Below are 23,950 nucleotides of genomic sequence, written 5' to 3' on the forward strand. Positions count from 1 at the left end.
ATCCATCACCCTTCTTATTTATCTTTTTTGCCATTGTGACGTTCGGTTACGAAGTGCTTTCGTTCCCCATTCATATACAACTCTCACTACAATATTTGTAACAACAATAAGTACACTCATTGCAGCTGCTGGTGCTACATTTCCTGCATCATCCATATTTACAATTGATACGGCAGCTAGTTTAAAATCAGCTGCATACAGGAATACAACTGCTGAGACAGTTACCATTGAATTTACGAAGTAGTACATTACCATTTCTAAAATGGCTGGTAAACACATCGGTACCGTAACTCGAAAGAATGTTTTATAAAACGGTATCCCCATCGACTGTGAAACAAGTTCAAACTCTCGATCTAATTTCTTTAAAGCTGTCGTTGCCGTCACAAATGTTACAGAATAAAAATGAATGATATTGACTAGTACTAGCACAGCAATTGTTCCGTATAGAGAATGGAACGGGTTCGTTACGGAAAGTCCAAAGATTTGTATTGTTGGTTGACTAAAGAAGAAGACGTAGCCTAACCCAAGTACTAAACCTGGTATCGCTAAAGGAACGATAGAGAAAAAGTAACCTGCTTTTCGGAAAAATTGTAGCTGATCTATTTTCTCAATCGCATAAGCGAACATAAATGTTAAAACCGCTCCAATAACTGCAGTAATTGCTGAAACAATTACGCTATTTTTAAATGCTTCCAATCCATCTCCTGTTAAACTGGAAAAATTAAAATGCTCAAATGTAAAGCTCATATTATATGGCCATACTTTCACACTTGCAGCAATACCAACTGCCACAAATAATAGAATGATCATAAGCGTTACTACGCTACAATATACGAATGAAATAACATCTCGTTTCTTATTATTTATTATTCTGTAAGGTACTGATTTGGAAGATAAGAGATTCGCCTGCTTTCTTTGCGTAATGCGATCAACTGCAAAGGCAAATATAGCTGGGATTAATAAAATCATTCCGACAGTTGCACCCATCGGCATATTTTGCTGCCCAATTACTTGCTTATATACGTCAGTAGCAAGTACATTATATTGCCCACCAACAATTTTTGGTGCCCCAAAATCAGTGAAACTAAGTGTAAACACAACGAACATCGCACTAATTAATCCGTACTTTACACTAGGTAAAGTAACAGTGAAAAATTGCTTTGTTTTACTCGCTCCTAACATATTAGAAGCTTCATATAAACGATAATCAGAGCCTTGAAAAGCAATTAATAATATAAGAAATGCTTGCGGAAATGTATACATGACTTCAGCCATTACAATTCCTACTGGTCCATATAAAGGGATTTGTATCCCTTCAAACAAACCAAACATTCCTTTCGTTACTAACCCTTGATTACCAAATAAATATGTAAGTGCGATACCATGCATCATCGTTGGTGCGAATAATGGTAACAACGCAATATATTGGAATACACGCTTTCCAAACACATTCGTACGAGCGATCGCATAGGCGTAAGCGAAAGCAAGTGTCACTGCAATAATTGTTGTCGCACCCGAAATCCATATCGTATTTTGTAATGATTGAACTAGCGTTGGTGTTGTGAAATATTTACTGAAATTCGCAACACCAATGAAAGCTCCATCTTTATCATAAAAAGCTTGTGTAAACAATTGTAATAGAGGTAATACAAGCATGATCAAAAACGCGAGAAGCATACCAATAATTAATAGTCTTTGTATCCACTCTTCTTTACCGATACGTCTCTTAATCTTTTTTTTCGTACTTTCTACCTTAAAATCTTCTAACATCTCCATCTATACAATGACCTTCTTTCCATATGACAACATATGATTTTCTGAGAAAGAGATTTGAATCGGCTTTCCTTTTCTAATTGCGGTTGCTTCTACTTCTGATGCCAATATATCCACTACAATTTTCTCGTTATAAAGATGTGTTTTTTCTTCTACGACCCGCACTTCTGTCCGATATACAGATCCGCGAAATTCCATACTTTCCACAACCGTTTTAATACCATCCTTTTGTACAACTGTTACATGCTCAGGACGAATTGCATGTTCTTCATTGTTTTTCGAAAAGAAATTAATAGAACCAATAAAATCTGCCACAAATGGATTGGCTGGTCTTTGATAAATCTCCTCTGGTGTGCCAATCTGCATAATTTCCGCATGATTCATTACAACAATTTTATCGGCCATCGTTAATGCCTCTTCTTGATCATGCGTAACCATAATAGTTGTTACTCCTACTTTTTCTTGCAAATCACGCATTTCTCTACGTAACTTTTCACGCACTTTTGCATCTAAAGCAGATAATGGCTCATCGAGTAACAAAATATCCGGAGACAGAGCGAGCGCACGTGCAAGTGCTACTCGCTGCTGTTGTCCACCAGACATTTGAGCAGGATATTTATCTTTTACATTCAGCAAATCTACAAGTTCTAGCACCTCTAGCGCTTTCTCTTTTACTTCTGCTTTTCCATATTTTTTTGTCTTTAAGCCATATTCAATGTTTTCAAGTGCTGTTAAATTCGGAAATAATGCATATGATTGAAACACCATTCCGAAATTCCTCTTTCCAGGAGGTAATGCTGTAATATCTTTTCCATCCACAGCTATACTACCTGTTGTTGCCTCTTCTAGCCCTGCTAAAATTCGAAGCAATGTTGTTTTCCCACAACCACTTGGGCCTAATAAACATACAAACTCATTTTTTTTCACAGTAAAAGAAATATCTTTTAACGCTGTAAATGCATCAAACTGTTTTTGAATGTGTTGAATTGATAAATATTCGCTCATTTTTTCTCTCTCCCACTCACTTACTTTTTCGGTTCTGCTTTTTGGCCAAACTCTTTTTCCCATTTTTCTAAAATTTTGTCACGATTTTCTGCTGCCCATTTAAAGTCATTCTTTTTGTATAACTTTTCTGTCACATCTTTAGGGAATCCATCTGGAAGTTTATAATCATTTTTAATTGTCGCAAATCCATTTTTCTCGAAGTATAACTTCATTACATCATCAGTAATTGCCCAATCTAAAAATGCTTGCGCTAATTTTTCATTTTTTGCATTATCTTTTTTAATAAGTGCGTTCGCTTCTACTTCCCAACCTAATCCTTCTTTCGGCAATACAACTTCAACTGGTGCACCTTTTTGTTTCTCTTTCAAAGCACTATAAACCATTGATACGCCAACTGGATATTCACCTGCGCCTGCTAATTTCGCTGGTTTTGAACCTGAATGAGTATAAGTTGCTATATTATCATGAAGTTTCTTCATGTAATCCCAGCCTTTATCTTCACCCATAATTTGTAACCATGCAGAAACTGTTAAAAATCCTGTTCCAGAAGAAGCTGGATGTGGCATAACAAGCGTTCCTTTATATTCTGGTTTCGTTAAGTCTTCGTATGATTCTGGCATCGGTAAATTTTTCTTCTTTAATTCTTCTTTATTTATAGCAATCCCCGTCATAAATGCCGTATTACCTACCCATTTTTCTGGTTGCTTATCATCTTTAAATTGCGGAAGAACACGATCCGCTCCTTTTGGAGAGTATCCTTTTAACATATCTTTTTTATCTAAAGCTAATAGACTAGACGCTGCTGTTCCCCATACAACATCTGCTTGTGTATTTTTTCCTTCAGCTAGCAATTTCGCTGTAATAACCCCAGTTGAATCACGAACAATGTTCAGTTTCACATCTGGATACTTCTGTTTAAAAGAATCAAGGTAAATTGGTACAAGTTCTTCTTCAATCGCTGTGTAAACAGTTAATGATCCAGATAATTTATCATCCTTTACTTTTGCCCCAGCACTCTCTTCTTTCTTTGCACCACACCCCATTAATAACGAAAATACCATTCCAGTTGCTACAGCTTTAAAGATTGTTTTTTTCACTGTCTCTCTCTCCTTTTATAAATCTTATGTACAACTCTAATATAAACAACTAGTGTAAAAGCAGTATTAAACCAACATTAATCTTTTGTTTGTTGTTTGTTTTTGTGTAATACGTTGCTACTTCTATGTTTTTTCGCATTTTTCTGCTAATAATGAACACTAAATTTACAAATAATTAAAAAAACCTTTATAATCCCACAAAAAAATGAGGCGTTTGTAAAAAAACGCCTCATTTTTGTTTACCTTTTTTTGAATTACGATTTGCATACTTCGCGCTATTTTCTCCTTCATACTCTAATGCAAATTCTGCATCTGGTAAGCTTTCTTTCGGAGTTTTATTATTGTTGATTGCCGCATTTTGTTTCACTTTTCTTTTTACCAATACATTCACCTGCTCTCAAGAATTCACTTTCTACTCTAGTTTAAAACAACATTAAATAATTATTACTGGCAAGTGTTAACAAGTACATAAGGCCGCTAGATGGAAATACTACCTATGAAGAAAGCATTAGAAAAGGGGCGATTATTTTGAAGAAGAAAGATAAAATCCAGTCACCAATTTTAGATGAAACGCTCCCGCATCAAATGAATTTCCCATCTTTTAAAGGAACAGGAAAGAAGATGCAACAACCTTTCATAAATCAATATGACGTCGTAATCGGAGACAGTAAATATGATTCCGAGAATAGTCCACTTCACAATTGGACTGATGAAGTAGACCCTGCCATTATGGCTGGAGAAGAATGGATTCATCCTACAAATGATATTGGGTGGATTTCAGAAGAAAATCAAGAGTTGCTAAAAAAAGAAGTGGATAATAAGAATGAGGCTTTTATGCATCCGCAATTTGGCATTAACGACTAAAAAACCATTCTACCTCACATAGGTAGAATGGTTTCATACTATCCAATAATAATTCGCTCTTTCGGGTATTTATAGCGAGGTGGCTGTTCTCTTCCCCCACTAGCCAGTATAAATGTTAAAATACCGACACGCCCAATAAACATAAGTACAATGAGTACAAGTTTACCAACAGTTGTTAAATCTGGCGTAATACCTGTCGATAGCCCTGTCGTTCCGAAAGCAGAACACACTTCAACAATTAAACTCATAAGCGGTACATTTTCCGTAATAGATAAAATAAAGAGTGCTGTGGCACATAATAAAATACCCATCGTCATAACGACAGATGCTTTTAGCACGTCTTCTTCATGTAACTGACGTTTGAAGACTCTAACCGTTCTTCCGCCTCTTGCAAAAGTGTATAACGATAATATACTAACAGCGAATGTTGTTGTACGTATTCCGCCCCCAACCGAACTTGGAGATGCCCCTATAAACATTAATATACTCATAAATAAAAGCGTCGGTTGTGACAATTCACGTATATCCATTGTAGCAAGTCCACCGCTTCGCGTCGTCACAGATTGGAATAATGTATAGAAAACTGTTTCATGCCATGACTTTCCTGCTAAAAATTGATTTCGTTCTAGTAAAAAAATCATAATTGTTCCAACGATAACGAGTGCAAAAAATGTTGTTGTCGTCAATTTTGTAAATAACGAAAAGCGGAATAGTTGCTGTCGCCTTTTACTAAAGAATTGCTTTATTTCCATTAACACCGGGAAGCCAATCGCTCCTAAAATAATAAGTAACATATGAATCATTTGCACAATATAATCTTTTTTGTACGGAATTAGTGATTGTCCAGTTAAATCAAATCCCCCGTTCGTAGTTGCACTAACAGCGGCAAAGAAACCGTGAAAATAAGCTTCTTGCCAAGTTGGAAAATAAAGTAGAAATCTTGTACCTAATAGTATCGCTCCAATAAGTTCTATCGAAATAATTACAATTAAAATAGAACGCATCAATTCTACAAGGCCTGATAAATTCCCTTGATTATGGTCTGCCATAATGAGTCTTCTTCTCTGCAAACCGATCTTTTTCCCCGTTATAATCCAAACAAACGTACCAAGTGCCATAATTCCTAAGCCGCCTAATTGTAAAATAAGGGCTAACATAATAATTCCTGCCGTAGTAAATGTATCTGAAATCGTAACAACAGACAGTCCCGTAACACTTACCGCACTAACAGATGTAAAGAGGGCATCGATAAATGTCCATTTCACACCAGACTTCGTAACAAACGGGAAACTAAGCAATATCACCGATACAACTACTGCTAATAAATAAAACAAAACAATGAGTTGTACAGGACGTAATTTTTGTAAAAACTTTTTTATATCTCTCATTCCATCACTTCGCTACCTTTTTTTCTATCGATTAAATAAAGAAAAATCTTCACTTTCTTTATTTGTAAATAACTGCTCAAATAATTTGGCAAATACCATTCCATACACAGTTCCATTACCTCCATACGGCAATGCGTAAAATAAATTATGTATCTCTTTGTCTTCTTTTAAAATAGGGAGACCATCATGACTACCGCCAAATGCTGCCGCCCAATAGTACTCTGCCTGTATATTCTTATACTGTGGGAACATCTCTTTTACAATGTTAATAAGGATATCACGCTTATGCAATAATTTCGTATCACCAATTGCTTGAATTTGCATCGCTTCATCTAATCCGCCTACAATAATACGGTTTTGATACGTTCGAAAATATAAGTAAGGCCGTGCTGTTTCCCAAATTAATGATTGTTCATGCCAGCCTTCAAATGAATCTACCTTATTTGTCACCACTGCATATGATGTTTCCACTGTTGTATTTTTTTCTTTCTTTCCGAAAAGTGCTTCATAACCTGTCGCCATAATAATATTCTTTGCTACAATTTGATTTCCTGTTTTCGTGTAACAAATTAAATCGTTTTGGCGTTTTTTTATATGTATGGCCTCTGTATGCTCAAGTATAGTAGCTCCCATTTGATTTGCTTTATGCAAAAGGCTATGCGCTAATAAATACGGATTCACTTCGGCATCACCATGCGTATATAACGCTGCTTGTTTTATAAATGAATACTTCTTCTTCATATGTGAATGGGTAAAATATTCAACCGGGAATCCATAATGGCGTAACGTATTATATTCTTCTTGTAAAAACGATACATCCTCATTTCTACTTGCATAATACAAACTACTTCGCGGAATAAACTGGGGATCAATATCGAGAGTCGGTACAACTTGCTCCATTGTTCGTAGCGCTTCGTAACAAAGCTTATATGCTCGTACCCCCTTTTTTTCACCAAATGTATGGATAAGTGAGGTTAGCGATTTATCATGAAGAAATTGTAGTAAACCTTTATTAGTAGCTGTGCTACCACATGCGATTGCTCGTTTTTCAATGAGCGTAACACGCATTCCAATTTTCGCTAACGAATACGCTATATGAGCACCTGCTTCTCCGCTTCCGACTACAAGCACATCACATATCATATCATTTTCTAATGATGGATAACAAGGTATAGAAACTCCTGTATTCCAAAACAACTTACCAGTCATACGTTTCATAATTATACTCCTAAAATATAAATTTCTCCTTTCTATCTTTTGTTATTTCCCATAAAAAAATCCAACTAACATACGCTAGTTGGACTTTTTATTTTTAATTAGAACGCTCCTCCAGCCAATTTCCAACCGTCGGATATGTTTGTTTTACCGCTGTTCCACCGTAAACGATCGACATATGTCCCGTTGGTAAACATACATATTGTTTATCTGTGCTAGAAATATGGTCTAGCAAAGCTTCTACTTGGCATGGCAGGGCGATATGATCACGTTTCGCAGAAATATTTAAGACATTCGCCTTAATATTTGCAAGGTCTACCTTTTGTCCACGAATAACGAGTTCACCTTTCACTAATTTATTATTTTGATAAAAATCACGAATCCATTGTCTATACGATTCACCTGGGAATGGAATACCGTCACCAACCCACTTTTGAACTAATTTCCAGCTTTCGACGAAGCGCTCATTTTCTGAACGATCGAGTAAAGCGACATATGGACCTACAAAGTTTGTAATTGGTTTTAACATCTTATTTCCGAAATCAATCATTTCTGGCGGAATATTTCCGAATGTATCAACCGCTTTATCTAAATTGAAGTATTTCTCATCTAATAAAGGACCATATAATCCTGTTTCAGAGAAATCAAAAGGACTTGTCATAAAGATTAAGTTGCGAATTGGCATGTGCGGATGAAGTGCTGCATAAATAGAAGTTAGCGTTCCACCCATGCAATAACCAAGTAAAGAAATCTCGTCCGATTTCGCAGTTCTCATTACTTTCTTCACTGCTTTTGCAATATAATCAGACACGAAATCATCAAATTTCAAATGACTATCTTCTAAACCAAATGTGCCCCAATCAAGCATATACACATCAAAACCACGATCTACTAAATATTCCACTAAACTATTTCCTGGAGTTAAATCCATAATATACGGTTTATTAATAAGCGCGTATATTAATAGGATTGGAACTCTCTGTGTTTTTTCTTGTTTTGGAATGTAACGATACAGCTTCGTTTTATTCTTCGTCCAAATAACTTCTTTCGGTGTTAAACCAACTTGTGGTTCTGGTTCGCGTAATAAAACTTCGCTCGCTCTTTTCACACGGCGATATGCTTTACGATATTCTTCTGGGTACAACTCCAATTGCTTTTCCCATTCCGTTACGAATGTAGTCATTTTTCTATCTCCTTTTCGGTCGATTTATTTCTAAAAAAAGAAGTGCATTCCTGCTATGGATATGCACTTTTTTCTTACTTCATTACATGTATAATCCGCCGTTAATGTTTAATTGCTGACCTGTGATATACGCACCGTCACGGCATAGGTATACTACACCTTTTGCAATTTCATCAGCTTGACCAAAACGTTTTTTCGGGATTTTCGCAACAATTTTTTGACGTACTTCTTCTGGTACTTCTGCTACCATTTCAGTATCAATAAATCCTGGGCAAATTGCGTTTACAGTTACATTTGTTTTTGCAAGCTCTAATGCTAATGATTTTGTAAATCCTAACATCCCTGCTTTTGCTGCAGAGTAGTTTGTTTGTCCAAATCCACCAGCTTGGCCAATAATAGAAGAAATACTAATGATTCTTCCTTCTTCTGCTTCTGATATGTATGGAAGTACCGCGCTTGTTGTATTAAATACACTGCTCAAGTTCACGTCAATTACGCGCTCCCAATCTTCACGATTTAATTTTTTGAATGTACGATCTCTTGTAATACCAGCATTATTAACAAGAATATCAACTTTACCAAAATGATTCACAGCTTCTTCTACAAGTCTGTTTGCTTCTTCTACTTTAGAAACATCCGCTTGAACTGCGTAAACGTCATGTCCTTCTTTTCCTAATTCATTTACTAAGTTTTCAGCTGCTTCTTTACTGCTGTTATAGTTAATAACTACTTTTGCTCCCTCTTGTGCTAATGCTACTGTAATTGCTTTTCCAATTCCTTTTGCCCCACCTGTTACGATTGCTACTTTGCCATTTAATTGAACCATTTCTTTTCCCCCTTAAATGAATTTGCGAACGATTGTTATGAATCATTTTGGTACTCATATGAATAGAGTCCATATATCAATTATGTTTCGTTGTTTATACATGAAAAAGAGATTCTCCCTTTCCCTTTTACACGTTATAAACAAACGCTATTATCATTTTTTATTTTCCGGCTTATTCGCAGGTTTTACTTCTTCTTTTGCAGGTACTTGTAGTTTCGCTAGTACTGCATTTTGCTTTTCTAGTAACTCTAAAATTTGATCAACTTTCGTTTCTAGCGTGCGAATATCTTGTTTTACTTTCGTAACATCACGCTTTAATGTAGGAGCTTGTCCTAATGAATCCACTTTCTCTTCTAGAATTTCCTCAATGTTATCAACTTTATTTTCTAAATTGATAACAAGCGTAGCTACTCTAGCGATATCCTCTCTCGTCGGCACATTCACCTGTTCTAAATAATTTTTTGTCGTATCATTTAATGCTTTCTGATAAAACAAATTCAAATCTAGAACGCTGCCCATCCAAGCAGAATATTCTTCTGTTTTAATTGTTTCATTGAGCGCTTTTCCCCAAAATGTTTCGGTTTGTTCATAAGCATTTTTCCATGCTTGCAATGGATCGAATTTTTGATCAATCACTTCGCCTACACTCCCTTTTTCGTTTTTGAAACAATTCAACCTATTCACTATTTTCTAATATTCTGAATAAAACTTCAAGTCTATATTTTATTTTTCTTTATTTTCCGATAAATGTGTTGACATTAAAAACAGATAGGTGTAAATTGCACTTATAAGCAAAAAAAATTCCATCTAACTGATTCATGAGGTGATGTACAATCATGCTACATAATGAACCAGAACACCCAGAAAGTTTGGAAAAAAACCAAGCGAAACAACCAAACTCCATGCCCAAAAACTTCTTAGTTCCTTTCTTACTTCTCTGTCTAAAAGACTGGAGTCTTCATGGTTACAAACTCATTCAAATGCTAATGGACATCGGCTTTTCTTCTGTTGACCAAGGTAATGTGTATAGAACATTGCGCAAGTTAGAAAAAGAAAATCTCATTTCTTCCACTTGGGATACAAGTGAAGGCGGTCCAGCGAAACGAATTTATTCTTTAACAGAATATGGAGAGCAATATTTAACAACATGTGCAACTTCTTTTGAACATTATCAAAATATGTTGCGGACGTTTTTTACGTTATACACCAATGCGTTCTTTCCATTTTCTACTTCTCCAGAAAAGGATGAAAAGGATTCTTCATCTTCACCTGGTGGTACAGCAGAGTGATCTGCGTTCACAATATGCAAAAAAACATTTGGAGGTCAAACAATGGAAACTAAGCCATACGAATTAGTCGATGCATTTTGGAAAAACTGGTCTCAATCTCTTTCCCTCTTCTCTTCAGCGGGGAAACAATTAGAGCAACTTACTTTAGAAACTTTAAAACAACAACAAGACGCTTTGCATAAATTAACATCAGGAGTAGATGAACTAGAAAAAGAACTACAACAATTCACTGCTCAGTTCAATAACCAATATACAGATTACGTGAAGCAATTAACTGGAAACTCCTTAAATGATCAAATTAACGAGTGGCAAGGGAAATGGAATGAACTTTCTAATCAAATGCACCAACTGACTGTTTCTCCTACGAAAACATCTTTGTCTATTCTTACTCAAACTAGCGGTCAATTTGAAGAAACAACAAAACAATTTATTGAACAACAACAATTACAACGTGAAGAGGTTCAAAAACAGTTAGAAGTTTTTTTGGGAGAGTTCAAGTCCAAACAACTAGAACTCGCAAAGCAGTTCGAGGAAAACTCAAAAAATTTATTTACTTCCATCAAGTAAGAAAAATGTGGGAGCTAACTGCAGCACAAACAAAACTCTTTCTTCCTCCTACTACATCAAGATGGCTAGCATTTTTCGATATGGAAAAGAAGGAGGCCAAAATGAATCCATTTCAAGAAGCACAAACTGTTCCGGAGCTTCGTTATGATGAGATTCAAGTCGGTGATCAAGCATCCCTTACAAAAACTATTACGGATGAGGACGTTATTAATTTTGCAAAATTAACTGGAGATGTGAATCCTATTCATATTTTAGATTCTTTTGCAAAAACGACAATGTTTAAAGAACGTATTGCTCATGGCATGCTCGTTTCCAGTTTCATTTCGACGATTCTTGGAACGAAACTCCCTGGCAAAAACACGATTTATTTATCTCAAAACGTTTCATTCCGTGCTCCTGTCAAAATCGGTGATACACTTCGCGTTGTGGCAGAAGTCATTAAAAAACGAGACGATAAAAAAATCATTACGTTGCAAACAAACATATATAATCAATCCGGTGATATTGTCGTGGAAGGTACAGCGACAATACTGAAAAAAGAGTAGCAAATTTGCTACTCTTTTTTCTATCCAATAACTTCTAATCACACCGATTACTTCCGTGTATGAGTACGTCGTTTCCACATAAAATAACGTTACCAGTTTAGATAAGTATTTAGCTGAACTGGACTACTCATAAGGATGTGTATCAACATGGTAAAAACAAACAAATTACTAGTTCCAGGTGCAGAACAAGCGCTTGAACAATTTAAATATGAAATCGCACAAGAATTCGGTGTTAGCTTAGGTTCTAATACAGCATCTCGTTCAAACGGTTCAGTTGGCGGTGAAGTAACGAAACGACTAGTCGCTTTAGCTCAACAACAATTACGTGGATAATACAATAACCTATGGCTTAGAGGCAGATATTCTCTGCCTCTTTCTATTTTTAACATACATAATCGTGCTTTTTCACATACTAGTAAGAGCAAACTGAAAGGAACGATATGTGACATGAAACGGATTAATATTAGCATGAGTCCTCCCCGTGTTCTTACTTTGTCTTTTATTACGTTATCAATTATCGGTACATGCTTATTAAAACTACCAATTGCTACAACAACTTCTATTTCATGGATCGACGCTTTATTTACAACAGTTTCTGCTTGTACTGTTACTGGGCTTGGTGTTGTAGACACCGGAAAAGTATTTACTTTGTTTGGACAGTGTGTCATTTTAACGCTTATACAAGTAGGGGGACTTGGCATTATGAGCTTTGCCGTTTTAATTGCAATTATGCTCGGCAGAAAAATTGGTCTTCAAAACCGAATTTTACTGCAACAAGCGTTAAACCAAACGAACATTGGTGGCGTCATTCGTCTTGCCAAAGCATTATTTTTATTCTCTTTTACAGTCGAATGTATCGCTACTTTGATTCTTTCTTTTGAATGGGTACCAAAATACGGGATTGCTAAAGGGATCTATTATAGCTTTTTTCATTCGATCTCTGCTTTTAACAATGCTGGTTTTTCTGTGTGGAGCGATAATTTAATGTCCCATTCTCATAGCATTCTTGTCAATCTCGTTATCTCCTCCCTCATTATTTTAGGTGGGATTGGTTTTACAGTAATCGTGGATATAAAAAGAAAGAAAAATTTTAAAAACCTTACATTACACTCAAAACTTATGCTCTCTTCTACTCTAATCGTCAATATTATTGCGACTGTTTTTATTTTTATATTCGAGTTCCACAATTCCCTTTCTATGAGAGGATTTACCCCATTTGAAGAAGGAATGGCCGCTTATTTCCAGGCGGTTTCAACTCGTACTGCCGGGTTTAATACAGTTGATATTTCTGCATTATCAAAGCCTTCCCTACTATTAATGATGCTCCTTATGTTTATTGGCGCTGGTAGTGCTTCAACCGGTGGTGGAATTAAGTTAACAACATTTTTAATCATGTTTTTTGGGGTATTTAAATTTTTACAAGAACAAGATGATATTGTCGTGTTTAAAAAATCTATTAAAGATACTCTCATTGTCAAAGCATTAACCATCACTATTATTTCCATTTCATTTATCTTTTTTGCTATTTTAATTTTAAGTATTACTGAGCGAGTTCCTCTATTGATGAGTGCTTTCGAAGTATTTTCAGCATTTGGGACTGTCGGTCTCAGTATGAATTTCACACCACACTTAACTATGATCGGAAAAGCTATTATCATCTTTATGATGTTTTTTGGGAAAATGGGACCTTTAACATTGGCTTTTTCATTTGCACGTAAAAAGAACCGAAAAATAAAATATCCGAATGAAGATATTTTAACAGGTTGACAACCGTATACATTATCCATATAATGAGAGTACAATAGCATATCTCCAAAGGGGAGTAGCGTCCAAGAATATTTCTTGGAAACAAAGTCGTCATTACGTAGAACTTAGTTCTTCCGGCTTTGTTGGCATTTTCATTACATATGTCTAGCAAGACCTTTGCCTATTAACGGCAGAGGTCTTTTTTGTATTAATTTCCAAATTCTTCCAAAGTTAATAGGCAGGAGTATGGGGAAACTAAATAGTGGGGAAATTCTTCACTTATTTAGTACTTATAGAAATGAGAGGAGAATGTACATGGATGTATCATTATTATTGGAGTATGGTTGGGTATTACTCATCCTAATTGCACTAGAGGGGATTTTAGCGGCTGATAACGCTCTCGTTCTTGCAATTATGGTAAAACATTTACCAGAAGAAAAACGAAAGAAGGCACTATTTTACGGATTAGCGGGGGCATTTGTTTTCCGTTTCGGATCGTTATTTATGATTTCGTTCCTAGTCGACGTATGGCAAGTGCAAGCAATCGGTGCCATTTACCTTATGTTTATCGCTGGTAATCACTTATTTAAAACGTATGTTAAAAAGAATACGGATGAAGAAACAGAAGAAAAAGAAGCAAAGAAAAAACAAGAGAACTTTTGGTGGACTGTATTTAAAGTTGAGGTTGCTGATATCGCCTTCGCAGTTGATTCAATTTTAGCTGCAGTTGCATTAGCAATGACTTTACCAAAAACAGGATTAGGTACAATTGGTAGTCTTGATACTGGGCAATTCGTTGTTATCTTTGTAGGTGGACTTATCGGGTTAATCATTATGAGATTTGCAGCAACTGCTTTCGTACAAATCTTAAAACGTAAACCAGGACTTGAAACTGCAGCATTCTTAATTGTAGGTTGGGTTGGTGTGAAACTAGCAGTTTATACATTAGCACACCCTGCATTAAATGTAATTCCGCATTCATTCCCAGAATCTACACTATGGAAGCTTACATTCTGGATTGTATTAGTCGGAATCGCAGTTGGCGGTTGGTTCTTCTCGAAAGAAGTAGAAGTAAAAGTAGAAAAGAATTTAGACGAAAAAGCGCTGTAATTACAGCGCTTTTTCTTTTTCCCTTCCCCCCTCAATGTCCAGAAAAAATTCTATTATACTACCATTTGTAAGCGTTTTCTCAATATATGTATGTCCTTTTTGTGAAACATTGCACAAACTTATTGAAACTAAGAACAATTCCATGTACTTTATTCATATAAGGAGTATTTATAGATGATGTACTAAAGGAGCGTATTACTCATGCTAGAGCAAGGAATAGATTATGTTGTCAAACTGGCTAAGAGCAAAAAACAAATGCTAGATACAAACCCGATGCAATATTTCATTCGTGCCGCACTTGCGGGTATTTATATCGGTTTTATTATTGTACTATGTTTTAAATTAGGTAACTTTTTTCACATTGCAGATTCACCGGCAACTTATTTAGCTGCTTCTATGTTTTTCGGAATTGCCCTCGTACTTATTATATATGGCGGTGCTGAATTGTTTACTGGAAACACAATGTACTTCACTGTAGCAACTTTAAGAAAAGAAACAACGATTTCTGATACACTTCGTAACTGGGTCGCTTGTTATGCAGGGAATTTAGCTGGAGCTTTATTCTTTGCCTTACTATTTTATGCAACTGGAATTTTCGAAGCAATTGATCACGGCCATTTCATGAATAAAGTAGTAGAAGGAAAAATGAATACACCTACAATACAATTATTCTTTAAAGCAATTTTATGTAACTGGCTTGTATGTCTTGCGTGTTTCTTACCTTCTCAAGTGAAAGGTGATACAGCAAAAATTATGATGATGATGCTACTCGTTTTCACATTCTTCTTATCCGGTTACGAGCATAGCATTGCAAACTTATCACTGTTTGCTCTATCTTTAGTTTCACCGCATCCGGAGACAATTTCTTTTGCAGGTGCTATTCATAACTTAATTCCAGTTACAATCGGTAACATTATTGGCGGGTCCGTCTTTGTCGGCATGGTATACCATTACTTAACAAAGAAAGTACCTGACGTGAAACAAGAAGAAACTGAATTAGTAGCGGCTCAACAAGAAGAAATCATTCCGTTACAAGCACATATGAAACATTAAAAACTCCAAAGTTTTACTTTGGAGTTTTTAGCTTCCCACATATTTAACAACAAGGTGCGGATTAATTTCGCCTTCTTCCTTTCCCTTATTAATTCTCTGTTTCATCTTGTGCATACCGATGACATCATTCGTATGAAGGTGAATTTCATTTACATATAAACCCTCTTTACAAAAAGCCTCTACAAAATCTAATCCATTTCTTTTCCCCCATCCCATATTAAAATCAAGGGAAAGAATATTCACATCATAATCCCGAACCATTTGCAAGGCACATTCTACTGTAGTGGCGGGCACATACCCGTACGGACAACTTCTTTGATCATCCATATATACATTCATGTTCTATCCTCTCTCTATTTTGTATACGTGAACAACATGTAACATATTGCCCCAAGGCTGATAAAAGGACCGAACGGAATTTGGCTCCTCATTTTCATACGTTTTAATACTATACCAACTCCAAAGAAACAAAGACTAAAGCAAGATGCTAAAAATAAAATCATAAAAATCCCTTTCAGTCCCACTATAAATCCAAGTAACGAAAGTAATTTTATATCTCCTCCACCAAGCCCTTCTGGATATATCTTTTGCATGCAATATAACAAAATGAATATAACGCCACTACCAACTATACTATCTGTCCAAGTCACTAACGGCACAAAAACACATTCTAAAATGAGTAAACAGGCAAACCAAGCTAAAATACGATTTGGGATTAACATATATATGTAATCTGTAACTGAAATAATAAGAAGTAGCGAAAAAAGCGATAAAATGATGATAAGCTCTCGTTCCACCCCAATCATATATACAGTAAGAAGAAATATCATTCCTGTTACAAGTTCAAATACTACGTACAAAATTGAAATTTTCCTCTTACAATTCGTACAACGTCCTCTTTGTATACAAAAAGAAATGATTGGAATCAATTCTTTTGGCTTTAGCACATACTTACAATAATGACAATGTGAACGCGGGGTAATGATAGACTCACCAAGCGGTACTCTCATCGCAATTAACATAAAAAAAGAACCAAACACCATCCCCACTAACAATGCATATAAATAAGTGAACATCCCTTCCTCTCCTTTCCAGAAGAACATAGCAAAAAAAGGAGAGAACTTCTACTTCATATTATTTCTATTCTATTAAAAAAGCAGGCCATTTTCCGGCCTGCTTTCCCCTCTTTTATACGATGAAATATACTGCTTTTAATGGTCCGTGTACTCCGACAACAAGATTCATTTCAATATCTGCCGAGTTACTAGGTCCTGTAATAAAGTTAATACAAGATGCTACTGCCTCGCCATTTTCTACACGTGTGTTCATATCCTGAACTGCTTGTGTAATACGAGGCACAAGTGTTTCACGTGGAATAATAGCAAAGTATACAGTCGGTAAAAAGTGTAAAGAACGACCTTGGCCTTTATGACTTTGTACAACAATCGTACCAGATTCAGCTAAAGTATAATCACTAAATGCGATTCCAATATTCGCTCTTTCTGCGATACGCATATTCTCTTCTTTTTTCTCAGGATCCCATACATTCACTTCAACATTTTGCTTTGGAAGCTCTTCTTTAAATAAAGAAGTCAATCCATAAGAATCAAAACGTTCGTCTGCCGATAACATAATAGGTCCCCCACCGTTTTCCACGATTACTTTTTGAATATCTTCACGTAAACGGTCGTTTGTCGTTTCCACTACAGTTGTATGAATGTTTGTACATTGATTTTTAAATACTTCTAACAATTCTTCTTTTGAATAATCTTTTAGCGTTTCTACATTCACATTACTTTTCCATGCTGGACGCTTTACGCCTTCCGTTTTCCGCTCACGTCCAAGTTCTTTTGCAATATTATCTAGAAAGGACTCACGGTTTTGAATTAATCCTGTCATTATTTGTCCCCGCCTTTCTTATGATCTTTATACCAATCACGGAATCGTTCTTTACTTGGAGCCGGGAATTCACGAATATCTGTCCAGTTTTTAAGTGGCCCAACACCTTTTGATACACGGTTGCCGGATGTAAATGGACTCATTGCTGCTGGCGCCATTTTTGATCCCATTTTATATAAAGCTGCTGAAGATGCACCCATACTAAACATTTTCATTGCTAATTTTTCTGCAAGTGGTGCACGTCCTTCTTGCTCAACAATTACTTGACGATGTTTTAATAATAAATCATGCAATGGTATTTTTACTGGACAAGCTTCTGTACACGCTCCGCATAAACTAGAGGCATATGGAAGCTCTTTGTAATCATCGTATCCACCTAAAAGTGGTGTTAATACCGCACCGATTGGTCCTGAGTATATAGAACCATACGAATGTCCACCAACGTGACGATATACAGGACATACGTTAACACAAGCAGCACAACGAATACATTGCAATACTGAGCGGAATTCAGATCCAAGAATTTGAGAGCGGCCATTATCAACAACAACTAAGTGGAATTCTTCTGGTCCATCTACTTCCTCTTCTTGAATTGGTCCCGCTACAGTTACATAACTTGTTAATTTTTGCCCTACTGCACTACGACATAGTAAACCAACTAAAACATCTAATTCTTCCATTGTCGGAACCATACGTTCCATACCCATTACTGCAATTTGAGTTTTCGGAATCGACATAACAAGATCGGCATTACCTTCGTTCGTTACTAAACAAAGAGAGCCAGTATTTGCAACTGCAAAGTTACAACCTGTCACACCAATTTCTGCATCCATAAATTTCTCACGAAGTTGTTTACGAACAAACTTTGTCATTTCATATGGATCATCAGAATTTTCATAGCCAAGCTTTTCTTTAAATACATCACGAATTTGCGTTCTGTTTTTATGAAGTGCGGGCGCAATAATATGTGAAGGTGGATCGTTATCTACTTGCAAGATATACTCTCCTAAGTCACTTTCTAACACTTCACAACCAATCTCTTCAAGGGCATGATTCATACTAATTTCTTCAGTTACCATTGATTTTGATTTTACAACTTTCTTCGCTTGTTTCTTTTTTGCAACGTCTTGAATATACTTTGCTGCTTCCTCTTTCGTTTTCGCAAAGTACACATGTCCGCCTCTTTTTGATACATTTTCACTTAACTGCATTAAGTAATAATCAAGATTTTCTAACGTATGTTGGCGAATTTGTTCACCTAGTTCACGCCACTCTTCCCAGTTTCCTAATTCTTCCGCTGCTTTTAAGCGATTCGTATATAAGCGTGTTTGCGCAGAAGATACTGCTCCACGCATAAAAGAATCTTGAATTCCATCGCCAACGCGATCATTAAATTTTTTCTCACTGATTTTCATAGACATAGCTTATGTTCCCCCTTCATGAGCGACTATTTAGTACCTCAGCAATATGCATTACTTTTATTTCTTTTCCTAAACGCTCAATACGTCCGCCAATGTTTAACAAACACCCACAATCTGCACCGATTAAATAATCAGCACCTGTTTCCATTGCACTATCTACCTTCTCATCTACCATTTGCTCAGAAATTGGAGTCATCTTCACTGAAAACGTTCCCCCAAACCCACAACAATTTTGTTCGTTTGGCAGTTCTCTCACAGTTAATCCTTTTACGTTTGATAATAAAATTCCTGGTGCCTCTTTTACTCCAAGCAGGCGTGTCATATGACAAGATTTATGAATAGTAGCTATCCCTGGTAAGCTTGCACCAACATCTGTCACTTTTAAAACATCTACAATAAATTGTGTAAATTCATATGTTTTATCAGCAACCTTTTGTGCACGTTTAGCCCACTTCGGATCATCTTTAAAAACATGCGGATACTCATGAAACATTGTCGCACAAGAACCAGATGGTGTAACGATATATTCTGCATCTTCGAAAGTTTCAATCATATGTTTCATCGCTTCTTTTGCTGCTTCTACATGGCCGCTATTATAAGCAGGCTGACCACAACAAACTTGTGCTTCTGGAAATTCAATTTCACAACCTAAACGCTCCAACACTTCAACTGTTGCTTTGCCGACGTTTGTTTCAAACATATCGACTAAACAAGTAACAAATAAAGTAACTTTCATAATTATTACTCCCCCTTTTTACAACTCCACCAACAAACATATGGTCATCAGATGACTGAGAAAAGAAGAAGTAGGCTCAACCATGGCCTATCCTCTCCCTCTTCTAAAGAAAACGCTTACTTAATCTTTCTCTATTTTATCAAAAAATTTGATTTTTAAAAGATTAAATTACGAATTTATATCGTTTTTACCTGTGACAATATGTTCTACATTTGTTAAATGATCTAGCATTGCTTGCTGCGCTAATTCTACATCTTGCTTTAACACTGCATCATATATAACTTGATGCTCTTCTATAAGTCGTTCTGATGTTGTTTGTTCACCATATAAAATAATGCGTCTTGATTCACCAATCGTTTCAGCAATCATCTCTGAAACGTGATTCATGAGTTCAAGCAAAATGTTGTTATGCGAAGACTCCGCAATTCCCATATGGAACTGAAAATCTGCTTTTTCGCCAGCCTTTTCATCTCCAATGCTCTTTACCATTTCATCTAACCAATGCTTCATATTTTGCAAATTATCTTCCGTACGTTTTGCCGCAGCTGCTCGAACTGCCCCCACTTCAAGCACCTTTCGTACTTCTAATAAGTTTAAAATATCTTCTTTCTTCATTAATAGTTTATTGTTTAATGATTTTGTTAATGAAGAAGAATCGAAATTCTTCACATATGTACCTTCTCCTTGTTTCATCTCAATTAAGCCCATTGCTCTTAGCGCACTTAGCGCTTCACGAACAGCAGATCTACCAACTTGAAACTGCTCAGCTAATTGATGTACAGGAAGTAGTTTGTCACCAGGTTTTAACGTACCATTTTTAATCATTGTTAAAATAGCTTCAGATACTTCTTCGTAAATCTTTTTCGGTTTAATAGATTTGTACTCCAGTTAAATCACCTCAGTATCTTCCAAACAACAATTGAAACGATTTATAAGAACTTTGCATCATAACTATTTTAGAACGAATTGGTAAGAAGTACAAATGTTTTGTTCATAAAATCGTCAAATTTTTAATATTTATTTGATATTAATTTATATTTATTCCTCTATTCGTTTGCACTCATAAAGAAAAACATGTCCTTCACGTTAGAACATGCTTTCTTCAACTTGTATTTTCAATTTAATACTAACCGTCGTTCCATGCCCTTTTTCACTTTCAATTCGCCACTGTCCATCATGTATATGAACAATTTGTCTGACAATGGCAAGGCCTAAACCTGTTCCACCATGTTGACGACTTCTCGCTTTATCAACGCGGTAAAAACGTTCACCAAGATTTTCCAAATGTTCTGTTTCAATACCGATTCCTGTATCTTTTATGTTTAATTCACAGTAATCATCTATCTGCCTGAGTGTTATCACAATATCCCCATTTTGATTTGTATACCGTATCGCATTATCTAACACGTTATGAAGCACTTGTTGCATACGATCCTCATCAATCATTACAATGATTTCTGGATTTAAATTTGTTGAAATATGAATTTTCTTTTCTATAAACTTAATCTCATACGTATCTAACACATCTTCAATCAGTTGTGAAAAAACGATAGGTTGTTTCTTTAACGGAAAATGTTCACCTTCTAATTGTGCTAAATCTAATAAATCATGAACGAGACGCTGCATACGACCCGCTTCTTTATGAATGAGCTGTGTTACTTTTTCCTGCTGTGGTCCCTTCGCTACACCATCTAAAATAGCTTCACTATATCCTTTTATATAACTAAGTGGTGTTCTTAGTTCATGCGAAACGTTAGCTAAAAATTCCTTACGCTTTACGTCTTCTGTCTCTAAAGAATTTGCCATTTTATTAAATGCTTTTCCTAATCGTCCAATTTCATCTTCGGAAGAAATTGTAATCCGTTCTGAGAAATCTCCCGTAGCCAAATGATTGGCAACTCGTTCCATTTGCGAAAGCGGTCTCGTAATAGCAATAATAATCTTTCTACCAATCCATATTGTCAGTAAAGTCATAGCAAGTGCTAACGGTGCTAAAATAAGGCCCATATCATATATTAAGTCTTTTATACTTTTTAAAGGAATATAAGAATATACAATGCCAACTAACTTTTTATTTTCTAAAACAGGGATGACAACCCCCATAATATTTCGGTCAAAATGTTCCTCATACCCTATCTTTGTCACAGTTTTTCCATCTAATAATGCTTGCCTGTCCCCTTCACTTATAAGAGAATGATGATGCACATCAAAAGGTAAACACGCGCTTAAATCACGCGGATTAGATACGAAAAGAACATCTGAACTCGATATTTGATCAAATGCTCTTACTTTCTCTTCAAAAGTTGCTATTCCTTCACGCTTATCATATTGCGCAGCAAGACGCTTCCCTTCCATTACTAATGAATCTTTTAAATTATCAACGTATAGTTTTTCATACGAGTATAAAGATACAAAATAAAGAAAGGAAACTGTTACACATACTGCACATACTACTGTAAGCCAAAGCTTCTGTACCATCGTAAACATACGTTACACCTCAAATTTATAGCCTACACCCCAAACCGTTTGAATGTAGTTTCCACTTTCTCCAAGCTTCAAACGCATCGTTTTCACGTGCGTATCCACTGTTCTTGTACTTCCGGCATAATCATATCCCCATACCTTTTCCAGCAATTGTTCCCGGCTAAATACTTGTCCCGTATGTTGGCAAAGAAAATAGAGTAAATCAAACTCTTTTACTGTAAGAGAAATCGGCTCACCATCAGCCTCAATCTTCCTACTTTTTTCATTAATAAGTATCGGTCCAAACTGAATCTCCTCTTGTTGCTCTTGCTTTGTATAACGTCTTAACACAGCTTCCATACGAGCAATTAGTTCTCCAGGACTAAAAGGCTTTACAATATAATCATCTGCTCCCATACGCAAGCCGTTCACCCTATTCCACTCTTCACCTTTTGCTGTTAAAAATATAATTGGTACATCCGACGTTTTTCTAATTTCTTTACAAACTGAAAGTCCATCCATCTCTGGCATCATAATATCTAATACAACGAAATCATAATGATCAGTCTCTAATTTTTTTAGAGCCTCTTTTCCATTTTCAGCTTCTCCCCACTCGTATCCGAAATTATCTAAGTACATTCCAACAAGCTGCCTCATATCACTTTCATCATCTACAACTAGCACCCTATATTTACTCATTGTCCTTCCCTTCCCTCTCTATGAGTTGAAACGGCCCTTTTCCGACTTTAATTGTTTGTTTTATTTTCAAGCTCTTCATATCCATGACACACACTTCATCACTATCATAGCTTGCTACGTATCCTTCTGCTCCGCTCTTCAAAAATGCAAATGGATTCGATCCTACTTCTACAGAAGCCACCTCTTTATACGTACTAACATCAAACTTTCTAAGCGTATTCGAACCGTGACTTAATGCATATACATTCTTATTATCCTTCGTTATATTCACAGGCATAAACGGAGCATGTAAAGAACGTACCATTTCTCCGCTCTGCAATGAATACACTAATACTTTTTCATTGACTTGATTTCCATCACCATGTCCGCCAATCCATATTTCTTTCCCATCCGGGCTAATTGTCGCTCCCGTTGATGCTGGGGGAATCATAAAGGATTGTATCACTTCTTTTTTCTTTGTATCAATGGTCGTTAGCTTCGTATCATAAAAGTTTAATACAGATAACTGGTTATCGTGCTCTACCATCGTAATTGGTCCTTTTCCTGTTGATACACTCCGTGTCTCTTTCCCTTTTATCGTAAAGAACCTTACCTTTTGGGCAGTTTGATCGGCAGCAAATAATTGTTTTTTATCCTCGGATACAATCACATTTACAATGCCTTTTCCCGTTTTATATTTGTCCACTTGCCTTCCTTCTGCTAGTGAATATACATACATGTACTCTAACTGCTTGCCATATACAAGTATGTCCTCACCGTTTGGAAGTAGTGCAACTCCTGCCATTGGTTCATTAAGTTCCCATGTCGTAATTAACTTTTTAGTTTTTTCATCAACAAAACTAATACTACCTTCTTTTATATTCGTTGTTATAATAACACTTTTATCTTTAGCAATCGGTGTATATGAACTTCCTTGACACCCTACTAATAGAAATAAAAAACAGAGAAGAAAAACATACTTTCTCAAAAGATTCCCTCCATCTTCGGATGATTTCGTTATAATTGTAAAATAACAAATAAATGTGTGGAAAGTGTGAAATTTTCCTTTCTTACTTCATTTACATATATAAT

26 protein-coding genes and 1 riboswitch are annotated in these 23,950 nt (G+C 35.9%); of the genes, 8 read left to right on the forward strand and 18 right to left on the reverse strand.

Annotation, left to right across the window (positions count from 1 at the left end):
- Window positions 1-18: 18 nt before the first annotated feature.
- From ACUN0F_RS26920 to ACUN0F_RS26935, 4 genes are all read right to left on the reverse strand, one after another.
- Window positions 19-1,776, reverse strand: a complete 1,758-nt coding sequence (locus ACUN0F_RS26920) for a putative 2-aminoethylphosphonate ABC transporter permease subunit (protein WP_060489478.1) — start codon at window positions 1,774-1,776, stop codon at window positions 19-21.
- Window positions 1,777-2,778, reverse strand: a complete 1,002-nt coding sequence (locus ACUN0F_RS26925) for a putative 2-aminoethylphosphonate ABC transporter ATP-binding protein (protein ID WP_000006170.1) — start codon at window positions 2,776-2,778, stop codon at window positions 1,777-1,779.
- A gap of 20 nt (window positions 2,779-2,798) precedes the next feature.
- Window positions 2,799-3,875, reverse strand: coding sequence for a putative 2-aminoethylphosphonate ABC transporter substrate-binding protein (locus ACUN0F_RS26930; RefSeq protein WP_000750909.1), 1,077 nt, complete (start codon window positions 3,873-3,875; stop codon window positions 2,799-2,801).
- A 229-nt stretch (window positions 3,876-4,104) separates the two neighbouring features.
- Window positions 4,105-4,257 (reverse strand): hypothetical protein, encoded by a 153-nt coding sequence (locus ACUN0F_RS26935; RefSeq protein WP_000240799.1) that lies wholly within the window; start codon window positions 4,255-4,257, stop codon window positions 4,105-4,107.
- 146 nt (window positions 4,258-4,403) lie between these two features.
- Here ACUN0F_RS26935 and ACUN0F_RS26940 point away from each other — a divergent pair, with 146 nt between their 5' ends.
- A complete protein-coding gene (locus ACUN0F_RS26940) occupies window positions 4,404-4,739 on the forward strand; it encodes a DUF3905 domain-containing protein (protein WP_000725963.1) in 336 nt (111 codons plus the stop codon).
- A 38-nt stretch (window positions 4,740-4,777) separates the two neighbouring features.
- Here the strand turns inward: ACUN0F_RS26940 and ACUN0F_RS26945 are convergent, their stop codons facing one another.
- From ACUN0F_RS26945 to phaR, 5 genes are all read right to left on the reverse strand, one after another.
- Complete coding sequence (locus ACUN0F_RS26945; RefSeq protein ID WP_001204694.1) at window positions 4,778-6,127, reverse strand: TrkH family potassium uptake protein; 1,350 nt, start codon at window positions 6,125-6,127, stop codon at window positions 4,778-4,780.
- A gap of 24 nt (window positions 6,128-6,151) precedes the next feature.
- Window positions 6,152-7,345, reverse strand: a complete 1,194-nt coding sequence (locus ACUN0F_RS26950) for an NAD(P)/FAD-dependent oxidoreductase (RefSeq protein ID WP_445540453.1) — start codon at window positions 7,343-7,345, stop codon at window positions 6,152-6,154.
- Window positions 7,346-7,439: 94 nt separating this feature from the next.
- The gene (gene phaC, locus ACUN0F_RS26955; protein ID WP_445540454.1) at window positions 7,440-8,525 is read right to left on the reverse strand and encodes a class III poly(R)-hydroxyalkanoic acid synthase subunit PhaC; all 1,086 of its coding nucleotides are present in this window, start codon (window positions 8,523-8,525) and stop codon (window positions 7,440-7,442) included.
- Window positions 8,526-8,607: 82 nt separating this feature from the next.
- On the reverse strand, window positions 8,608-9,351 hold the full coding sequence (locus ACUN0F_RS26960; protein WP_000250416.1) for an acetoacetyl-CoA reductase: 744 nt from the start codon (window positions 9,349-9,351) through the stop codon (window positions 8,608-8,610).
- A gap of 153 nt (window positions 9,352-9,504) precedes the next feature.
- Window positions 9,505-9,987 carry a polyhydroxyalkanoic acid synthase subunit PhaR gene (phaR, locus tag ACUN0F_RS26965; protein WP_000566954.1) on the reverse strand — a complete coding sequence of 161 codons (483 nt, stop codon included), beginning with the start codon at window positions 9,985-9,987 and terminating at the stop codon, window positions 9,505-9,507.
- A 200-nt stretch (window positions 9,988-10,187) separates the two neighbouring features.
- Here phaR and phaQ point away from each other — a divergent pair, with 200 nt between their 5' ends.
- From phaQ to ACUN0F_RS27000, 7 genes are all read left to right on the forward strand, one after another.
- Window positions 10,188-10,640 (forward strand): poly-beta-hydroxybutyrate-responsive repressor, encoded by a 453-nt coding sequence (phaQ, locus tag ACUN0F_RS26970; protein WP_000903018.1) that lies wholly within the window; start codon window positions 10,188-10,190, stop codon window positions 10,638-10,640.
- A gap of 42 nt (window positions 10,641-10,682) precedes the next feature.
- Window positions 10,683-11,207: a polyhydroxyalkanoic acid inclusion protein PhaP gene (gene phaP / locus ACUN0F_RS26975; protein ID WP_000448583.1), complete on the forward strand. Its 525-nt coding sequence runs from the start codon at window positions 10,683-10,685 to the stop codon at window positions 11,205-11,207.
- A gap of 101 nt (window positions 11,208-11,308) precedes the next feature.
- A complete protein-coding gene (locus ACUN0F_RS26980) occupies window positions 11,309-11,752 on the forward strand; it encodes a MaoC family dehydratase (protein WP_001067917.1) in 444 nt (147 codons plus the stop codon).
- 147 nt (window positions 11,753-11,899) lie between these two features.
- Window positions 11,900-12,085, forward strand: a complete 186-nt coding sequence (locus ACUN0F_RS26985; RefSeq protein ID WP_000241212.1) for an alpha/beta-type small acid-soluble spore protein — start codon at window positions 11,900-11,902, stop codon at window positions 12,083-12,085.
- A 114-nt stretch (window positions 12,086-12,199) separates the two neighbouring features.
- On the forward strand, window positions 12,200-13,519 hold the full coding sequence (locus tag ACUN0F_RS26990) for a TrkH family potassium uptake protein (protein WP_000822345.1): 1,320 nt from the start codon (window positions 12,200-12,202) through the stop codon (window positions 13,517-13,519).
- A 38-nt stretch (window positions 13,520-13,557) separates the two neighbouring features.
- Window positions 13,558-13,723, forward strand: a riboswitch (yybP-ykoY riboswitch).
- A gap of 90 nt (window positions 13,724-13,813) precedes the next feature.
- Window positions 13,814-14,608 (forward strand): TerC family protein, encoded by a 795-nt coding sequence (locus tag ACUN0F_RS26995; protein ID WP_000383317.1) that lies wholly within the window; start codon window positions 13,814-13,816, stop codon window positions 14,606-14,608.
- A 201-nt stretch (window positions 14,609-14,809) separates the two neighbouring features.
- Window positions 14,810-15,661 carry a formate/nitrite transporter family protein gene (locus ACUN0F_RS27000; RefSeq protein WP_000893016.1) on the forward strand — a complete coding sequence of 284 codons (852 nt, stop codon included), beginning with the start codon at window positions 14,810-14,812 and terminating at the stop codon, window positions 15,659-15,661.
- A 27-nt stretch (window positions 15,662-15,688) separates the two neighbouring features.
- On the opposite strand, the gene ACUN0F_RS27005 is transcribed toward ACUN0F_RS27000, so the two are convergent.
- From ACUN0F_RS27005 to ACUN0F_RS27045, 9 genes are all read right to left on the reverse strand, one after another.
- Window positions 15,689-16,000, reverse strand: coding sequence for a cyclic-phosphate processing receiver domain-containing protein (locus ACUN0F_RS27005; RefSeq protein WP_048545036.1), 312 nt, complete (start codon window positions 15,998-16,000; stop codon window positions 15,689-15,691).
- Between the two features lie 14 nt (window positions 16,001-16,014).
- Window positions 16,015-16,737 (reverse strand): prepilin peptidase, encoded by a 723-nt coding sequence (locus tag ACUN0F_RS27010; protein WP_000495730.1) that lies wholly within the window; start codon window positions 16,735-16,737, stop codon window positions 16,015-16,017.
- Between the two features lie 112 nt (window positions 16,738-16,849).
- Complete coding sequence (locus ACUN0F_RS27015) at window positions 16,850-17,560, reverse strand: LutC/YkgG family protein (protein ID WP_000147203.1); 711 nt, start codon at window positions 17,558-17,560, stop codon at window positions 16,850-16,852.
- On the reverse strand, window positions 17,560-18,981 hold the full coding sequence (locus ACUN0F_RS27020; protein WP_000061936.1) for a LutB/LldF family L-lactate oxidation iron-sulfur protein: 1,422 nt from the start codon (window positions 18,979-18,981) through the stop codon (window positions 17,560-17,562). Before ACUN0F_RS27020 ends, ACUN0F_RS27015 begins: the two co-directional genes overlap by 1 nt.
- 16 nt (window positions 18,982-18,997) lie before the next feature.
- On the reverse strand, window positions 18,998-19,717 hold the full coding sequence (locus tag ACUN0F_RS27025; RefSeq protein WP_000869144.1) for a (Fe-S)-binding protein: 720 nt from the start codon (window positions 19,715-19,717) through the stop codon (window positions 18,998-19,000).
- Window positions 19,718-19,885: 168 nt separating this feature from the next.
- On the reverse strand, window positions 19,886-20,575 hold the full coding sequence (locus ACUN0F_RS27030; protein WP_255256195.1) for a FadR/GntR family transcriptional regulator: 690 nt from the start codon (window positions 20,573-20,575) through the stop codon (window positions 19,886-19,888).
- 228 nt (window positions 20,576-20,803) lie between these two features.
- A complete protein-coding gene (locus tag ACUN0F_RS27035; RefSeq protein ID WP_046957070.1) occupies window positions 20,804-22,204 on the reverse strand; it encodes a sensor histidine kinase in 1,401 nt (466 codons plus the stop codon).
- 3 nt (window positions 22,205-22,207) lie between these two features.
- Entirely contained in the window at window positions 22,208-22,879 is a 672-nt protein-coding gene (locus ACUN0F_RS27040; RefSeq protein WP_000049878.1) for a response regulator transcription factor, read from the reverse strand.
- Window positions 22,872-23,846: a YncE family protein gene (locus ACUN0F_RS27045; RefSeq protein ID WP_264461833.1), complete on the reverse strand. Its 975-nt coding sequence runs from the start codon at window positions 23,844-23,846 to the stop codon at window positions 22,872-22,874. Before ACUN0F_RS27045 ends, ACUN0F_RS27040 begins: the two co-directional genes overlap by 8 nt.
- Between the last annotated feature and the right edge of the window lie 104 nt (window positions 23,847-23,950).

It is taken from the genome of Bacillus sp. 1A, assembly GCF_052682215.1.

Excerpts from the sequence above, each read along its gene's own strand:
- ACUN0F_RS26920 (WP_060489478.1), bottom strand. The coding sequence starts at position 1,776 with ATGGAGATGTTAGAAGATTTTAAGGTAGAAAGTACGAAAAAAAAGATT.
- phaC (WP_445540454.1), bottom strand. The coding sequence starts at position 8,525 with ATGACTACATTCGTAACGGAATGGGAAAAGCAATTGGAGTTGTACCCA.
- ACUN0F_RS26925 (WP_000006170.1), bottom strand. The coding sequence starts at position 2,778 with ATGAGCGAATATTTATCAATTCAACACATTCAAAAACAGTTTGATGCA.
- ACUN0F_RS27010 (WP_000495730.1), bottom strand. The coding sequence starts at position 16,737 with ATGTTCACTTATTTATATGCATTGTTAGTGGGGATGGTGTTTGGTTCT.
- ACUN0F_RS27020 (WP_000061936.1), bottom strand. The coding sequence starts at position 18,981 with ATGTCTATGAAAATCAGTGAGAAAAAATTTAATGATCGCGTTGGCGAT.
- ACUN0F_RS27000 (WP_000893016.1), top strand. The coding sequence starts at position 14,810 with ATGCTAGAGCAAGGAATAGATTATGTTGTCAAACTGGCTAAGAGCAAA.
- ACUN0F_RS27015 (WP_000147203.1), bottom strand. The coding sequence starts at position 17,560 with ATGACAGGATTAATTCAAAACCGTGAGTCCTTTCTAGATAATATTGCA.
- ACUN0F_RS27040 (WP_000049878.1), bottom strand. The coding sequence starts at position 22,879 with ATGAGTAAATATAGGGTGCTAGTTGTAGATGATGAAAGTGATATGAGG.
- ACUN0F_RS26995 (WP_000383317.1), top strand. The coding sequence starts at position 13,814 with ATGGATGTATCATTATTATTGGAGTATGGTTGGGTATTACTCATCCTA.
- ACUN0F_RS27025 (WP_000869144.1), bottom strand. The coding sequence starts at position 19,717 with ATGAAAGTTACTTTATTTGTTACTTGTTTAGTCGATATGTTTGAAACA.
- ACUN0F_RS27005 (WP_048545036.1), bottom strand. The coding sequence starts at position 16,000 with ATGAATGTATATATGGATGATCAAAGAAGTTGTCCGTACGGGTATGTG.
- phaP (WP_000448583.1), top strand. The coding sequence starts at position 10,683 with ATGGAAACTAAGCCATACGAATTAGTCGATGCATTTTGGAAAAACTGG.
- ACUN0F_RS26980 (WP_001067917.1), top strand. The coding sequence starts at position 11,309 with ATGAATCCATTTCAAGAAGCACAAACTGTTCCGGAGCTTCGTTATGAT.
- ACUN0F_RS27035 (WP_046957070.1), bottom strand. The coding sequence starts at position 22,204 with ATGTTTACGATGGTACAGAAGCTTTGGCTTACAGTAGTATGTGCAGTA.
- ACUN0F_RS26945 (WP_001204694.1), bottom strand. The coding sequence starts at position 6,127 with ATGAGAGATATAAAAAAGTTTTTACAAAAATTACGTCCTGTACAACTC.
- ACUN0F_RS26960 (WP_000250416.1), bottom strand. The coding sequence starts at position 9,351 with ATGGTTCAATTAAATGGCAAAGTAGCAATCGTAACAGGTGGGGCAAAA.
- ACUN0F_RS26950 (WP_445540453.1), bottom strand. The coding sequence starts at position 7,345 with ATGAAACGTATGACTGGTAAGTTGTTTTGGAATACAGGAGTTTCTATA.
- ACUN0F_RS26990 (WP_000822345.1), top strand. The coding sequence starts at position 12,200 with ATGAAACGGATTAATATTAGCATGAGTCCTCCCCGTGTTCTTACTTTG.
- ACUN0F_RS26985 (WP_000241212.1), top strand. The coding sequence starts at position 11,900 with ATGGTAAAAACAAACAAATTACTAGTTCCAGGTGCAGAACAAGCGCTT.
- phaQ (WP_000903018.1), top strand. The coding sequence starts at position 10,188 with ATGCTACATAATGAACCAGAACACCCAGAAAGTTTGGAAAAAAACCAA.